Genomic DNA, 16,186 nt, shown 5'->3' with positions numbered 1-16,186 from the left:
ACGCGGCTTGCGCCGCCCCGCGCTTACTCGGCTGCCGGGTGTTGCGGCTCTTCCGCCGGCGCGCTCGGCGTGCCGAAGTCGAATGCCTCTTCCGCTGCGATCTGGTCGAAACGCTCGCGATCCGACGATTCCTTCGCCTTGCGTGCCTTGTGGAACGCGAGACCCGTACCGGCCGGAATCAGACGGCCGACGATCACGTTTTCCTTCAGGCCGCGCAGATCGTCGCGCTTGCCCATGATCGCCGCTTCGGTCAGCACGCGGGTCGTTTCCTGGAACGATGCCGCGGAGATGAACGAGTCGGTCGACAGCGATGCCTTCGTGATACCGAGCAGCACGTTGTCGTACGAAGCCGGGCGCTTGCCCTCGGCGATCATGCGATCGTTCTCGTCCAGCATGTCGGAACGTTCGACCTGTTCGCCCGGGATGAAGCGCGTATCACCGTTGTCGGTGATCTGCACACGACGCAGCATCTGGCGAACAATCACCTCGATGTGCTTGTCGTTGATCTTCACGCCCTGCAGACGGTACACGTCCTGCACTTCGTCGACGATGTAGCGCGACAGCGCCTCGATACCCTGCAGACGCAGGATGTCGTGCGGATCGGCCGGACCGTCCACGATCATTTCGCCCTTGTTGACGACCTGTGCATCGTGAACCAGAACCTGCTTTTCCTTCGCGATCAGGAACTCGTGCTGGTTGCCCTCGAGGTCCGTGATGACGAGACGCTGCTTGCCCTTCGTGTCCTTGCCGAACGACGTCGTACCGGTGACTTCCGCGAGAATGCCGGCATCCTTCGGCGAACGCGCTTCGAACAGTTCCGCCACCCGCGGCAGACCGCCGGTAATGTCACGCGTCTTCTGCGCTTCCGTCGGGATACGTGCGAGCACTTCACCGACCTGCACCTGCTGACCATCCTTCACGGTGATCAGTGCGCCGACCTGGAAGCCGATCTGCACTGCGTGCTCCGTGCCCGGAATCTTCACTTCCTCGCCGTTCGCGTCGAGCAGCTTCACCTGCGGACGCACGCTCTTCGAAGCCTGCGAACCGCGGCGCTTCACGTCGATCACGACCAGCGTCGACAGGCCGGTCACGTCGTCGATCTGCTTCGCGACGGTCACGCCTTCCTCGACGTTCTCGAACTTCACCGTACCACCGTACTCGGTGATGATCGGGCGCGTCAGCGGATCCCACGTGGCGAGCTGCGTGCCGGCCTTGATGGTCGCGCCGTCGAGCTGCAGCAGCGTCGCGCCGTACGGCACTTTGTGACGCTCGCGCTCGCGACCGAAGTCGTCGGTGATCATCGCTTCGCCCGAACGGGAAATGACGATCTGCTCGCCCTTCGCGTTCGTGACGTAGCGCATCGTCGCCGTGAAGCGGACGATACCGTTGCTCTTCGCTTCGACCGACGAAGCCACTGCCGCACGCGATGCCGCACCACCGATGTGGAACGTACGCATCGTCAGCTGCGTGCCCGGTTCACCGATCGACTGCGCCGCGATCACGCCGACTGCTTCGCCGACGTTCACGAGCGAGCCGCGGCCTAGGTCGCGGCCGTAGCAGGCTGCGCACAGGCCGTAACGCGTTTCGCAGGTCAGCGGCGTGCGCACGCGCACTTCGTCGATGCCGAGGCGTTCGATTTCCTCGACCGCCGTTTCGTCGAGCAGCGTGCCCGATTCGTACAGCGTTTCCTGCGTTTCCGGATTCACGACGTCCGCGACCGCGACGCGGCCGAGGATACGGTCGCGCAGCGCTTCGACGACTTCACCGCCTTCGACCAGCGCCTTCATCGCCACGCCGTTCGACGTGCCGCAATCGTCTTCCACCACGACCAGATCCTGCGTGACGTCGACGAGACGACGCGTCAGGTAACCCGAGTTCGCGGTCTTCAGTGCCGTATCAGCCAGACCCTTACGTGCACCGTGGGTCGAGATGAAGTACTGCAACACGTTCAGACCTTCGCGGAAGTTCGCGGTAATCGGCGTCTCGATAATCGAGCCGTCCGGCTTCGCCATCAGGCCTCGCATACCGGCCAGCTGACGAATCTGAACCGCCGAACCCCGGGCGCCCGAGTCGGCCATCATGTAGATCGAGTTGAACGACTCCTGGCGCGTCTCGTTGCCGTCGCGATCGATCACCGGCTCCGTCGACAGCTGCTCCATCATCGCCTTGCCGACCGCTTCCGACGTCGCCGACCAGATGTCGACCACGTTGTTGTAGCGTTCCTGCGCGGTGACGAGACCCGACATGTACTGGCGGTCGTACTCCTTCACCTTCTTCGCGGCGTCGCCGACGATCGTTTCCTTCTGCGGCGGCACGAGCATGTCGTCCACGCAGATCGAGATGCCGGCACGCGTCGCGAGACGGAAACCCGACTGCATCAGCTGGTCGGCGAACACCACCGTCGCGCGCAGACCGCACTTGCGGAATGCCGTGTTGATCAGGCGCGAGATTTCCTTCTTCTTCAGCGGCTTGTTCAGCACCGAGAACGGCAGGCCGTGCGGCAGGATCTCCGACAGGATCGCGCGGCCGACGGTCGTCGCGTACAGCGTGATCTTCGGCACGAATTCCGGCGCGCCTTCCGACGTGTCCTCGTTGCGGACCATTTCGGTGATCCGCACGTTGACGCGCGAGGCCAGCTCGACTTCCTTGTTCTCGTACGCGCGGATGACTTCCGACACGCCCGTGAACGACAGGCCTTCGCCCTTGCCGTTGATCGCTTCGCGGGTCGCGTAGTACAGACCCAGCACGATATCCTGCGACGGCACGATCGACGGATCGCCGTTGGCCGGGAACAGCACGTTGTTCGACGCGAGCATCAGCGTGCGCGCTTCCATCTGCGCTTCGAGCGACAGCGGCACGTGAACGGCCATCTGGTCACCGTCGAAGTCGGCGTTGAACGCCGCGCAGACGAGCGGGTGCAGCTGGATTGCCTTGCCTTCGATCAGCACCGGCTCGAACGCCTGGATACCAAGACGGTGCAGCGTCGGCGCACGGTTCAGCATCACCGGGTGCTCGCGGATCACCTCTTCGAGGATGTCCCACACCACCGGCGTCTGGTTCTCGACCTCCTTCTTCGCAGCCTTGATGGTCGTAGCTACCCCCATCACTTCCAGCTTGTTGAAGATGAACGGCTTGAACAGCTCGAGCGCCATCAGCTTCGGCAGGCCGCACTGGTGCAGCTTCAGCGTCGGGCCGACCACGATGACCGAACGGCCCGAGTAGTCGACGCGCTTGCCCAGCAGGTTCTGACGGAAACGACCGCCCTTGCCCTTGATCATGTCGGCGAGCGACTTCAGCGGACGCTTGTTCGCGCCCGTCATCGCCTTGCCGCGACGACCGTTGTCGAGCAGCGAGTCGACGGCTTCCTGCAGCATCCGCTTTTCGTTGCGGACGATGATTTCAGGCGCCTTCAGCTCGAGCAGACGCTTCAACCGGTTGTTACGGTTGATCACGCGGCGATACAGGTCGTTCAGGTCCGACGTCGCGAAACGGCCGCCGTCCAGCGGCACGAGCGGACGCAGTTCCGGCGGCAGCACCGGCAGCACTTCGAGGATCATCCACTCGGGCTTGATGCCCGAACGCTGGAATGCCTCGAGGACCTTCAGGCGCTTCGCGTACTTCTTGATCTTCGCTTCCGAGCCCGTGTTCTTCAGCTCGGTGCGCAGCGTCTCGACCTGCTCGTCGATGTTGATCGCGCGCAGCAGTTCACGCACGCCTTCCGCGCCCATTTCGGCACGGAATTCGTCGCCGTATTCCTCGACCTTGTTGTAGTAATCCTCCTCGGTCATGATCTGCCGCGCCTTCAGCGGCGTCATGCCCGGTTCGATCACCACGTACGCTTCGAAGTACAGCACGCGTTCGATGTCGCGCAGCGTCATGTCGAGCACCATGCCCAGACGCGACGGCAGCGACTTCAGGAACCAGATGTGCGCGACCGGCGAGGCCAGCTCGATGTGGCCCATCCGTTCGCGACGCACCTTCGCCAGCGTCACTTCGACGCCGCACTTCTCGCAGATCACGCCGCGGTGCTTCAGGCGCTTGTACTTGCCGCACAGGCACTCGTAGTCCTTGATCGGCCCGAAGATCTTCGCGCAGAACAGACCATCGCGTTCCGGCTTGAACGTACGGTAGTTGATGGTCTCCGGCTTCTTCACTTCGCCGAACGACCACGAACGGATCTTGTCGGGCGAGGCCAGACCGATCTTGATCGCGTCGAAAACTTCTTCCTGTTGGACTTGCTTGAATAGATCGAGCAGAGCTTTCATTGCTTTCTCTCCGTAGTCCGATTAATTGCGGTCGAGATCGATATCGATACCGAGCGAGCGGATTTCCTTCACGAGCACGTTGAAGGATTCCGGCATGCCTGCATCGATCACGTGGTCGCCCTTGACGAGGTTTTCGTACACCTTCGTCCGGCCGGTCACGTCGTCCGACTTCACCGTCAGCATTTCCTGCAGCACGTAGGACGCGCCGTACGCTTCGAGTGCCCACACTTCCATTTCACCGAAACGCTGGCCACCGAACTGCGCCTTACCACCCAGCGGCTGCTGCGTGACGAGCGAGTACGGGCCGGTCGAACGCGCGTGCATCTTGTCGTCGACCAGGTGGTGCAGCTTCAGGTAGTGCATGTAGCCGAGCGTCACGCGACGTTCGAACATTTCACCCGTGCGGCCGTCGTACAGACGGACCTGGTTCTTTGACGGGTTCATGCCGAGCTGTTCGGCGATGTCGTCCGGGAACGCGAGGTCGAGCATCTTGCCCATTTCTTCCTCGGTCGCACCGTCGAACACCGGCGTCGCGAACGGCACGCCTTCGCGCAGGTTCTTCGCGAGTTCGAGGATCTCGTCGTCGGTGAAGCTCTCCAGATCTTCCTGGCGGCCCGACTCGTTGTAGATCTTCGTCAGGAACGTGCGCAGTTCCTCGATCTTCGCCTGACGCTGCAGCATTTCGCCGATACGCCAGCCGAGGCCCTTCGCGGCCCAGCCGAGGTGCACTTCCAGAACCTGACCCACGTTCATCCGCGACGGCACGCCGAGCGGGTTCAGCACGACGTCTGCCGGACGGCCATCGGCCATGTACGGCATGTCTTCGATCGGGACGATCTTCGACACGACACCCTTGTTACCGTGACGGCCTGCCATCTTGTCGCCAGGCTGCAGACGGCGCTTCACCGCGAGGTACACCTTGACCATCTTCAGCACGCCCGGCGGCAGTTCGTCGCCTTGCGTGAGCTTCTTGCGCTTTTCTTCGAACGCGAGATCGAACTGGTGGCGCTTCTCTTCGATCGAGTTCTTGATCGCTTCGAGCGATGCCGCTGCTTCGTCGTCCGCGAGGCGGATGTCGAACCAGTGGTAGTGGTCGAGATCTTCCAGGTAAGCCTGGTCGATCTTCGTGCCCTTCGCGAGCTTCTTCGGACCGCCGTTCGCGACCTTGCCCACGAGCATGCGGGCGAGACGCTGGAATGCGTCGCCTTCCACGATGCGCAGCTGGTCGTTCAGGTCGAGACGGTAGCGCTTCAGTTCGTCGTCGATGATCTGTTGCGCACGCTTGTCGCGCTGGATGCCTTCACGCGTGAACACCTGGACGTCGATCACGGTGCCGCTCATGCCCGACGGCACGCGCAGCGACGTGTCCTTCACGTCCGAAGCCTTCTCGCCGAAGATCGCGCGCAGCAGCTTCTCTTCCGGCGTCAGCTGGGTCTCGCCCTTCGGCGTGACCTTGCCGACCAGCACGTCGCCTGCTTCGACTTCAGCACCGATGTACACGATGCCCGATTCGTCGAGACGGCCGAGCTGGACTTCCGCCAGGTTCGAGATGTCGCGCGTGATTTCTTCCGGCCCGAGCTTCGTGTCGCGTGCAACGACGTTCAGCTCTTCGATGTGGATCGACGTGTAGCGATCGTCCGCGACCACCTTCTCCGAGATCAGGATCGAATCCTCGAAGTTGTAGCCGTTCCACGGCATGAACGCGATCAGCATGTTCTGGCCGAGCGCGAGCTCGCCCAGGTCCGTCGAGGCGCCGTCGGCCAGCACGTCGCCGCGCGAGACCTTGTCGCCCATCTTCACGATCGGACGCTGGTTGATGTTCGTGTTCTGGTTCGAACGCGTGTACTTGATCAGGTTGTAGATGTCGACACCAACTTCACCCGCGACTGCTTCGTCGTCGTTCACGCGAATCACGATACGGCCTGCGTCGACGTAGTCGACCACACCGCCGCGGAACGCCTGGACCGTCGTACCCGAGTCGACCGCGCAGGTGCGCTCGATGCCCGTACCGACGACCGGCTTTTCCGGACGCAGACACGGCACGGCCTGACGCTGCATGTTCGAGCCCATCAGCGCGCGGTTCGCGTCATCGTGCTCGAGGAACGGAATCAGCGATGCGGCCACCGACACGATCTGCGACGGCGCGACGTCCATGTACTGGATACGGTCCGGCGTGACCATCATCGTTTCGCCGGCTTCGCGCGACGACACGAGTTCGTCGATGAGTCGGCCGTCTTCGTCGATCGCGGCGTTCGCCTGAGCGATCATGTAGCGGCCTTCCTCGATCGCCGACAGGTAGTCGATCTGATCGGTCACCTTGCTGTCCACGACCTTGCGGTACGGCGTCTCGAGGAAGCCGTACTCGTTCAGGTGCGCGTACAGCGCGAGCGAGTTGATCAGGCCGATGTTCGGACCTTCCGGCGTTTCGATCGGGCACACGCGGCCGTAGTGGGTCGGGTGCACGTCGCGGACTTCGAAGCCTGCGCGTTCGCGCGTCAGACCGCCCGGGCCCAGTGCGGAAACACGGCGCTTGTGCGTGATTTCCGACAGCGGGTTGGTCTGGTCCATGAACTGCGACAGCTGCGACGAGCCGAAGAACTCGCGAATCGCCGACGAAATCGGCTTCGAGTTGATCAGGTCGTGCGGCATCAGGTTTTCGCTTTCGGCCTGGCCGAGGCGTTCCTTGACCGCGCGCTCGACACGCACGAGACCGGCGCGGAACTGGTTTTCCGCCAGTTCGCCGACGCAACGCACGCGACGGTTGCCGAGGTGGTCGATGTCGTCCACTTCGCCCTTGCCGTTGCGCAGCTCGACGAGGATCTTGATCGTCGCGAGGATGTCGTCGTCCTGCAGCGTCATCGGGCCGACGATCTCGTCACGGCCGACGCGGCGGTTGAACTTCATGCGGCCGACCTTCGACAGGTCGTACGCTTCTTCGCTGTAGAACAGACGGTTGAACAGGGCCTCGACCGCTTCTTCGGTCGGCGGCTCGCCCGGACGCATCATGCGGTAGATCGCGATGCGCGCGGCCGTCTTGTCGGTCGTTTCGTCGACACGCAGCGTCGACGAGATGTACGGGCCCTGATCCAGATCGTTCGTGTAGAGCGTCTGGATGTCCTTGATGCCCGCTTCGCGCAGCTTCTCGAGCACGCTTTCCGTGACTTCGTCGTTCGCGCTCGCGATCACTTCGCCGGTGTCGCCGTCGACGACGTTCTTCGCCAGCACGCGGCCGAGCAGATAGTCTTCCGGCACCGAGATGAACTTGGTCTTCGCGGCTTCGAGGTCGCGAATGTGCTTCGCGTTGATCCGCTTGTCCTTCTGGACGATGACCTTGCCATCACGATCCGTGATGTCGAAACGCGCGACTTCACCACGCAGGCGCTCGGGCACGAACTCGAGTTGCGCGCCTTCGTCCATCAGCGTGAAATTGTCGAACACGAAGAAGTTCGCGAGGATCTGTTCCGGCGTCAGGCCGATGGCCTTCAGCAGGATCGTGACCGGCATCTTGCGGCGACGGTCGACGCGGAAGTACAGGATGTCCTTCGGATCGAATTCGAAGTCGAGCCACGAACCGCGGTACGGAATGATCCGTGCCGAGAACAGCAGCTTGCCCGAGCTGTGCGTCTTGCCCTTGTCGTGTTCGAAGAACACGCCAGGCGAACGATGCAGCTGCGAGACGATGACACGCTCGGTGCCGTTGATGACGAACGAGCCCGTCGGCGTCATGAGCGGAATTTCGCCCATGTACACTTCCTGCTCCTTCACTTCCTTGACGACCGGCTTGTTCGGCGATTCCTTGTCGAGGATGACGAGGCGGACCTTCGCGCGCAGCGCGGAGCAGTACGTCAGGCCTCGCTGCTGGCATTCCTTGATGTTGAATGCCGGCGAGGACAGCGCATAGCTCACGAACTCGAGGCGCGCGAAACCGTTGTGCGAAACAATGGGAAATACCGACGTGAACGCGGCCTGCAAACCCTCGGGCTTACGTTGCGTCGCGGGCACATCGGCTTGCAGAAACGTGCTGAATGATTCAAGCTGAGTAGCCAGCAAGAACGGAACTTGGTGAACGATGGGGCGCTTCGCGAAACTCTTGCGAATGCGCTTCTTCTCGGTGAAGGAATATTGCATACGATCTCCGAATCACGGCGGGTGCTATCGAGGCGGAATACCTGGACGTTTCAAACCCGAGTGTTCACCGACTGAGACCCGATGGCCGTTCGACGGCTTGAACGAGCCGAGAAGCTTGGTGGTTGGCCGCTACCAACCGCTGGCTGACGGCAGCGGATGCCTGTGTTGCCCGCTACCCGACCAAACTTGCCTTCTGCAGTCGCTTCAGAAGACAAAGAGAACCGCCAATCGTGCGTGATTCATCACAACGATCAGGCGGTTTTCTTTGGCTTCTGGGGCCGATTATTCGGGCTCCCGAATGAGTGCCAGAATAACGTCCCCACAAAGCACAAAAAGGCCGGCGGTGAAAATACCGCCAGCCTTCGCACAGCGCGCCGAAACTTACTTGACTTCGACCTTCGCGCCAGCTTCTTCCAGCTTCTTCTTGGCTTCTTCAGCAGCAGCCTTGTCGACGCCTTCCTTGATGGGCTTCGGTGCACCGTCAACCAGGTCCTTCGCTTCCTTCAGGCCCAGGCCCGTCAGTTCGCGAACGGCCTTGATGACCGAAACCTTGTTGGCGCCGGCTTCAGCCAGGACGACCGTGAATTCGGTCTTCTCTTCTGCAGCAGCAGCAGCGCCGCCGCCTGCCGGGCCAGCGACTGCCACTGCAGCTGCCGACACGCCAAACTTCTCTTCGAACGCCTTGACCAGTTCGTTCAGTTCCAGAACGGTCATCCCTTCGACTGCTGCCAGGATGTCTTCTTTTGCGATTGCCATTTGAAATACTCCTAAATTGAATTCGGATACAGCCAGCGATCAGTAACGCTGATGCACGTTCGCTTATGCAGCTTCCGCTTGCTTCTTCTCGGCCAGCGCGGCCAGAGCACGCGCGAAGCCCGAAACAGGCGCTTGCATAACGAACAGCAGCTTCGAGAGCAGTTCTTCGCGGCTCGGGATGCTTGCCAGCGCTTGCACGCCAGCCTTGTCCATCACCTTGCCATCGAACGAACCAGCCTTGATGACCAACTTGTCATTGCTCTTGCTGAAGTCGTTGACGACCTTAGCAGCAGCAATTGCATCTTCCGAGATGCCGTAGATCAACGGACCAGTCATCTGCTCTGCCAGCGGAGCAAACGGCGTACCTTCGACGGCGCGACGCGCCAGCGTGTTCTTCAACACGCGCAGGTAAACCTTTTGCTCACGCGCTTGCGCGCGCAGCTTGGTCAGATCGCCAACCGCAATTCCACGATACTCAGCCAGCACAACGGTCTGGGCCTTCGCGACTTGCGCGGAAACCTCAGCGACGACGGCTTGCTTGTCTTCTCTATTAAGCGGCACGGTTAGCCTCCAGAAACGATACGTTCGGCATGGCCGGCATGGCCGAAACCTCACGTACCTCGTTCAACAACGGCGTCCGACCTCGTTAGGAGTATTTCCACCTCACGCCGCGAATCGCTTCGCGGCCTGCGGCTTCACCACTGCAAAACTTTTTCGGGTTCGCCATCTGCGTTGGCTTGAATTAAGGGGATCACCCGACTGCTGCGCCCCACCAACGGTCTTTGATAACCGGTTGTCCGCCCTGCTGCACGGACAACCGCCCAAAGCCCATGTGGGCCGCTTCGCGAACGAAACGGCCCGAATACTTGCTTACTGTGCTGCCAGCGTAGCCTGGTCGACACGCACGCCGACGCCCATCGTGCTCGACAGTGCGATCTTGCGCAGGTACACGCCCTTGCTCGTTGCCGGCTTTGCCTTCTGCAGCGCTTCGATCAGCGCCGACAGGTTCGAACGCAGCGCGGTCGGCTCGAACGATGCACGGCCGATGGTCGCGTGGATGATACCGGCCTTGTCGACACGGAATTGCACCTGACCAGCCTTCGCGTTCTTGACGGCGGTGGCGACGTCCGGCGTGACCGTACCGACCTTCGGGTTCGGCATCAGGCCGCGCGGGCCGAGGATCTGGCCGAGCGTACCGACGATACGCATCGTGTCCGGCGAAGCGATCACGATATCGAAGTCCATCTGGCCAGCCTTGATCTGCTCAGCCAGGTCTTCCATACCGACGATTTCCGCGCCTGCTGCACGAGCCTGCTCGGCCTTTTCGCCTTGCGCGAACACGGCAACGCGAACCGACTTGCCCGTACCTGCCGGCAGAACGACCGAACCACGAACGACCTGGTCCGACTTCTTCGCATCGATGCCGAGCTGGACTGCGACGTCGATCGACTCGTCGAACTTCGCGCTCGCGCATTCCTTCACGAGGCTCAGTGCGTCTTCGATCGCGTACAGCTTCTGACGGTCGACCTTGGCGGCAAATGCCTGACGGCGCTTGGAGATCTTAGCCATTTACACGCCCTCCACAGTGATACCCATCGAGCGTGCGCTACCAGCGATGGTGCGAACGGCTGCGTCCAGATCAGCTGCCGTAAGGTCCGGCATCTTGGTCTTCGCGATTTCTTCGGCTTGAGCGCGCGTGATCGAACCGACCTTGTCGGTGTGCGGCTTGCTCGAGCCCTTGTCCACCTTCGCCGCCTTCTTGATCAGGACGGTCGCCGGCGGCGTCTTCATCACGAACGTGAAGCTCTTGTCAGCGAATGCCGTGATGACCACCGGCACCGGCAGACCCGGCTCCATGCCTTGAGTCTGCGCGTTGAACGCCTTGCAGAACTCCATGATGTTCAGGCCGCGCTGGCCCAGTGCCGGACCGACCGGCGGCGACGGGTTGGCTTTACCTGCAGGGATCTGCAGCTTGATAAAGCCGATAATCTTCTTTGCCATTTGAAACCTCATTGGAACGCCGGAGAAGGCGTTCGGTGAGTGATAACGCGCTTTCGCCGCTGGCTACTGACGCTCCTCAACGGCCATGACGCGGGCCGTAAGCGCGAAGGTGGGCAGCCGAGGCTGCCCACCGAATCGGGATCAAACTTTTTCGACCTGGCCGAATTCGAGTTCGACCGGGGTGGATCGGCCAAAAATCGTGACCGACACACGCACACGCGATTTTTCGTAGTTGACTTCTTCGACGGTGCCGTTGAAGTCCGTGAACGGGCCTTCCTTGACGCGCACCATCTCGCCGACTTCGAACAGGGTCTTCGGGCGCGGCTTTTCGACGCCTTCCTGCATCTGCGACATGATCTTCTCGACTTCCTTCGGGGAAATCGGGGTCGGGCGGTTACGCGCACCGCCGACGAAACCGGTGACCTTCGCCGTGTTCTTCACGAGGTGCCACGTTTCGTCCGTCATTTCCATTTCCACCAGCACGTAGCCGGGGAAGAAACGACGCTCGGTCACTGCCTTGTGGCCGCCTTTGACTTCGACCACTTCTTCGGTCGGGACCAGGATCTGACCGAATTTGTCCTGCATGCCAGCACGTTCGATGCGCTCCTGAAGCGCGCGTTGCACGCTCTTCTCCATACCGGAGTAGGCGTGCACGACGTACCAACGCTTTCCGCTCGGGGATGCCGGAGTATCGCTCATATCATTTCCAACCCAGAATCGCCGAGAAAATCACCCATTCGATCGATTTGTCGCTCAACCAGAGGAAAATCGCCATCACGAGCACGAAACCGAACACGACGAGTGTGGTTTGCGTTGCTTCCTTGCGGGTGGGCCATACGACCTTCCGGACTTCCTTGTACGAATCCTTGGCAAACGCGATGAGGCTCTTGCCAGGGGCGGACATCAGCCCGACGGCCACGCCGGCGATGATACCTACCGCTAACGCGGCACCGCGGACATACCACTGCTGATTGGCCAGCCAGAAGAAGCCCACGAATCCGGCCAACACCAGCAATACGCCCAGGGCCAGCATCAGCTTATCGCCGGAGGTATTTACAGTTTCGACGGATGGATTCGCCATAACACCTTAAAACAAATGCCACGTGGGACACGTGGCGATTTTTGGCAGGGGCAGAGGGAATCGAACCCCCAACCTTCGGTTTTGGAGACCGACGCTCTGCCAGTTGAGCTATACCCCTAAACCATGTTGGGGCCGGCTGATGCCAGCCCCAAAACTGTCGATCAACGAATAACTGGCTTACTCGATGATCTTGGCGACGACGCCGGCGCCGACCGTACGGCCGCCTTCGCGGATCGCGAAGCGCAGACCTTCTTCCATCGCGATCGGAGCGATCAGCTTCACCGTGATCGACACGTTGTCGCCCGGCATCACCATTTCCTTGTCCTTCGGCAGCTCGATCGAGCCCGTCACGTCCGTCGTACGGAAGTAGAACTGCGGACGGTAGTTGTTGAAGAACGGCGTGTGACGGCCGCCTTCGTCCTTGCTCAGCACGTACACTTCAGCCGTGAAGTGCGTGTGCGGCGTGATCGAACCCGGCTTCGCCAGAACCTGGCCACGCTCCACGTCTTCACGCTTCGTGCCGCGCAGCAGGATACCCACGTTGTCGCCTGCCTGACCTTGGTCCAGCAGCTTGCGGAACATTTCAACGCCCGTGCAGGTCGTCTTCACCGTCGGCTTGATACCGACGATTTCGATTTCCTCGCCGACCTTCACGATGCCGCGCTCGACACGACCCGTCACCACCGTACCACGGCCCGAGATCGAGAACACGTCTTCCACCGGCATCAGGAACGCGCCGTCAACTGCACGCTCCGGCGTCGGGATGTACGTGTCCAGCGCGTCGGCCAGGCTCATGATCGCCACTTCGCCCAGCTCGCCCGTGTCGCCTTCCAGCGCCAGCTTCGCCGAACCCTTCACGATCGGCGTGTCGTCGCCCGGGAAGTCGTACTTCGACAGCAGTTCGCGAACTTCCATCTCGACCAGCTCGAGCAGTTCAGCGTCGTCCACCATGTCGCACTTGTTCAGGAACACGATGATGTACGGAACGCCAACCTGACGCGCCAGCAGGATGTGCTCACGCGTTTGCGGCATCGGGCCGTCTGCTGCCGAGCAAACCAGGATCGCACCGTCCATCTGCGCCGCGCCCGTGATCATGTTCTTCACATAGTCAGCGTGGCCCGGGCAGTCGACGTGTGCGTAGTGGCGGTTAGCCGTTTCGTACTCGACGTGCGCCGTGTTGATCGTGATGCCGCGCGCCTTTTCTTCCGGTGCCGCGTCGATCTGGTCGTATGCCTTCGCTTCGCCGCCGAACTTCTTCGTCAGAACCGTCGTGATCGCTGCCGTCAGCGTCGTCTTGCCGTGGTCAACGTGACCAATCGTACCAACGTTCACGTGCGGCTTGGTCCGCTCAAACTTTTCCTTGGCCATTTTCAACTCCCAAAAGGAATTTCACAGGTTGCGCCGCGCGCAAACAAGACACTGACTTTTTACTGCTGGTGCCCATGGGCAGGATCGAACTGCCGACCTCTCCCTTACCAAGGGAGTGCTCTACCACTGAGCCACATGGGCGCTACGCTTCAACTTAGCGGTCTGGAGCGGGTGAAGGGAATCGAACCCTCGTCGTAAGCTTGGAAGGCTTCTGCTCTACCATTGAGCTACACCCGCACGGGCCACTAACGATTCCTTACCGCTCACTGCGCTGATATCTTGGTGGAGGAGGTTGGATTCGAACCAACGTAGGCGTAAGCCAACAGATTTACAGTCTGCCCCCTTTAGCCACTCGGGCACCCCTCCGTAGAGAACTGACGATTATGGGGGTGCATCGCACTCCTGTCAAGCATATCCGGAAGATTATTTTCACTTTCTTCCCGACTCCTGCTTCCCGCCGATCCCCGCCCTTGCCCGGCTAAGGCAAGCGCGAGATGTTGCCGACCGGCGCCACATCTTCGTCAGACTCCGCCTTCAGCGCGGATCTGCATCTGCGCTAAAAACGAAAGACCGCCATCATACGGCCTCTTTCGCACAATGCCAAGCGGGTAGACACAAAATTTCGGCAAATTTCGTGCCGGGCGTGTTCGGCCAGCCGGGCGTCGGGGGTTCACGGGAGGTTAGTTAGCGCTTCTTGCAGGAAATAGCGGCTTTGTAGCGAGCACTGCAGGCTGCCTGCCCCGATCCAGGCCAACATGGGGACAAATGCTTTCGCGCCCCCTTCCGCAATCGGGGCGAACCGGCCTCATTGCCGAATTCGATCACCCTGTTGCGTTCGACGACTTTCCCGGGGGCACGATATCGTCCCGAATCGCCGGCCTCCCTCCGGTGCCCATCTCCACGCGCCAGCCTGCTTCCTTCATATGCCGCGCTTGCTCTGTAACGGCATTCCTTTGTGGTGCAGCGACATGCCGCGGCTTCGGCAGACTTGGTGCCCGCTCGAGGCCGATCGGGACGATTCGACAGCCAGCACTCTCGGCTGCACCGGCGTTACCGGCGACATGCTCCGCGGTTGGGGAGCATCAACGATTGAAGCCAGCGCTCGATTCCTTGATGTGTGGGTCGGCACGCGCCGGCTCTCTCGCGGCACAACAGCGGAATCGGGAAGCGATGGCTCGATGCCGTCTCGAGGGATGAACCCGACGGTTCTGCACGTCCCGCTGCCCTGCTTGCGGGCACTGCAGGCGACGCGTGCCCTGGTCCAGGCCTCTCTCTGGCCTTGCTACCGCCGCGTCGAACGTTCCGCCGGTCGGCATCGCTGTGTCTCGTCGTGCAAACCGCTCAGCGTCAGCATCGAATCGGCATCGCGGCGAATCTTCGGCGTACACCGAGACATCACAGCTGTTCGTATGGTGCCCGCCACGTCCAACTGCGCCGCCAATGTCGGCGCCGCGCTCCACGGATGAGCCGCCGTCACGCCACACGCTCCCAAAGACATTGGAAAGCGTATAGATGGCGCAGGAGCGTCGACATCCGACGTGCGCTGTCCGGCAGTGTTCGAGCTGCCCCGGACTCACGACCGGAACACGACGCTGCAGCCTCCATCTGCGGGAGACTCTCTGCCCGGCGATCCGAATACGGTGCGCACAAAATGCGCTCTAGGCGTCGACGCCGACAGCACATCCTTCACATCGATGGGAAAAGGGCGAGGCCACGGAGGTGAGGCTACCTATCCGCTTATCGGGGAAATTTACGCGTTCCCGAACGATCAAGGGGTGACCGTCGAGAAGAATCGCACCGCTTTTTGATCTTCTTTGGCCCCGCGATACGCACACGGCTCGGCGGACCGTCGGCCGCGACTCAAGCGTAGGTCGCGGCCCGATAGGGTTATTTCAGGCGGAGATATGGCGAGTTAGAACGGAAATGCCGCCTAATAGCAACGCCGCGCCTCCCTGGCGCGACGCAGCCCGGTTGCGTGGTTTCGCGAGGAACGCACGCACATTTGGCGCTTGCGACAAGAGAGCCGGACGCGCGGACATCCCGCCCGTTCTTGCCACCAACCCGCGGGAGATAGAGCGAGCGCAGGGCGCATCCGCTGCCACGCGATATACGCAGCGCACCGAGGCAGAAGACGCGCTCGATACACCGGCGATCAAGGCGCGTTGATCGATTATCGGGTGACGGGAGTTAGCCAGACCTGGCGGGCGCCTGTGTCGAGCAAGGCCGGACGGAAGATTACTCTGGCGAAGTTGCCCAAGGCGATTTCTCGCCGCGGACCTGATGGCCGCCGACACAAACGAAAAATAGAAGGTTCGGGATTTCAGCAACATCAGTTGCTGACGTACAGGCATCCCGACGGGCGAGATGCAGTTGGCCAATCTCGAGGAGACGATTTCGATTTGAGCCAACGCCTTCGACACCCAACTCGTGCCACACGGCGCTTCGCCGCATGCTTTTTTGGCGCGCCAATGCAAAAACCCCCGCCTTGTCGGGCGGGGGTTTCTGGCTTAGGGAGCCTGACGATTACCTACTTTCACACGGGAATCCGCACTATCATCGGCGTAGAGTCGTTTCACGGTCCTGTTCG

Annotated in this window: 9 protein-coding genes and 4 tRNA genes; all 13 read right to left on the bottom strand. The window is 61.3% G+C overall.

Translation table 11 applies throughout. The annotated features are described in order from the left end of the window. Positions 1 to 23 precede the first annotated feature (23 nt). Positions 24 to 4,265: a DNA-directed RNA polymerase subunit beta' gene (rpoC, locus tag DFS13_RS24320; RefSeq protein ID WP_006482896.1), complete on the bottom strand. Its 4,242-nt coding sequence runs from the start codon at positions 4,263 to 4,265 to the stop codon at positions 24 to 26. A gap of 21 nt (positions 4,266 to 4,286) precedes the next feature. Beyond that, positions 4,287 to 8,393, bottom strand: a complete 4,107-nt coding sequence (rpoB, locus tag DFS13_RS24315) for a DNA-directed RNA polymerase subunit beta (protein WP_006482874.1) — start codon at positions 8,391 to 8,393, stop codon at positions 4,287 to 4,289. A 381-nt stretch (positions 8,394 to 8,774) separates the two neighbouring features. After that, on the bottom strand, positions 8,775 to 9,149 hold the full coding sequence (rplL, locus tag DFS13_RS24310) for a 50S ribosomal protein L7/L12 (protein ID WP_006482911.1): 375 nt from the start codon (positions 9,147 to 9,149) through the stop codon (positions 8,775 to 8,777). 63 nt (positions 9,150 to 9,212) lie between these two features. Beyond that, entirely contained in the window at positions 9,213 to 9,710 is a 498-nt protein-coding gene (gene rplJ / locus DFS13_RS24305) for a 50S ribosomal protein L10 (protein WP_006482916.1), read from the bottom strand. Positions 9,711 to 10,019: 309 nt separating this feature from the next. Continuing rightward, entirely contained in the window at positions 10,020 to 10,718 is a 699-nt protein-coding gene (gene rplA / locus DFS13_RS24300; RefSeq protein WP_006482906.1) for a 50S ribosomal protein L1, read from the bottom strand. Then, the gene (gene rplK, locus DFS13_RS24295; protein ID WP_006477201.1) at positions 10,719 to 11,150 is read right to left on the bottom strand and encodes a 50S ribosomal protein L11; all 432 of its coding nucleotides are present in this window, start codon (positions 11,148 to 11,150) and stop codon (positions 10,719 to 10,721) included. A 141-nt stretch (positions 11,151 to 11,291) separates the two neighbouring features. Further along, the gene (gene nusG, locus DFS13_RS24290; protein ID WP_006400672.1) at positions 11,292 to 11,849 is read right to left on the bottom strand and encodes a transcription termination/antitermination protein NusG; all 558 of its coding nucleotides are present in this window, start codon (positions 11,847 to 11,849) and stop codon (positions 11,292 to 11,294) included. Between the two features lies 1 nt (position 11,850). Continuing rightward, on the bottom strand, positions 11,851 to 12,231 hold the full coding sequence (gene secE / locus DFS13_RS24285; protein WP_006482892.1) for a preprotein translocase subunit SecE: 381 nt from the start codon (positions 12,229 to 12,231) through the stop codon (positions 11,851 to 11,853). A 42-nt stretch (positions 12,232 to 12,273) separates the two neighbouring features. Then, a tRNA-Trp gene (locus tag DFS13_RS24280) sits at positions 12,274 to 12,349 on the bottom strand. Between the two features lie 59 nt (positions 12,350 to 12,408). Further along, on the bottom strand, positions 12,409 to 13,599 hold the full coding sequence (gene tuf, locus DFS13_RS24275; protein ID WP_006482910.1) for an elongation factor Tu: 1,191 nt from the start codon (positions 13,597 to 13,599) through the stop codon (positions 12,409 to 12,411). A 66-nt stretch (positions 13,600 to 13,665) separates the two neighbouring features. Next, positions 13,666 to 13,740, bottom strand: a tRNA-Thr gene (locus tag DFS13_RS24270). 22 nt (positions 13,741 to 13,762) lie between these two features. Continuing rightward, positions 13,763 to 13,836: transfer RNA gene (locus tag DFS13_RS24265), tRNA-Gly, on the bottom strand. Between the two features lie 43 nt (positions 13,837 to 13,879). Beyond that, positions 13,880 to 13,965, bottom strand: a tRNA-Tyr gene (locus DFS13_RS24260). Between the last annotated feature and the right edge of the window lie 2,221 nt (positions 13,966 to 16,186).

The sequence above is a fragment of the Burkholderia sp. 28_3 genome, assembly GCF_003253915.1.
GTDB lineage: Bacteria > Pseudomonadota > Gammaproteobacteria > Burkholderiales > Burkholderiaceae > Burkholderia > Burkholderia cenocepacia.
Note: the sequence above shows the minus strand (reverse complement) of the source record. Positions and strands in the feature narration are given on the sequence as shown.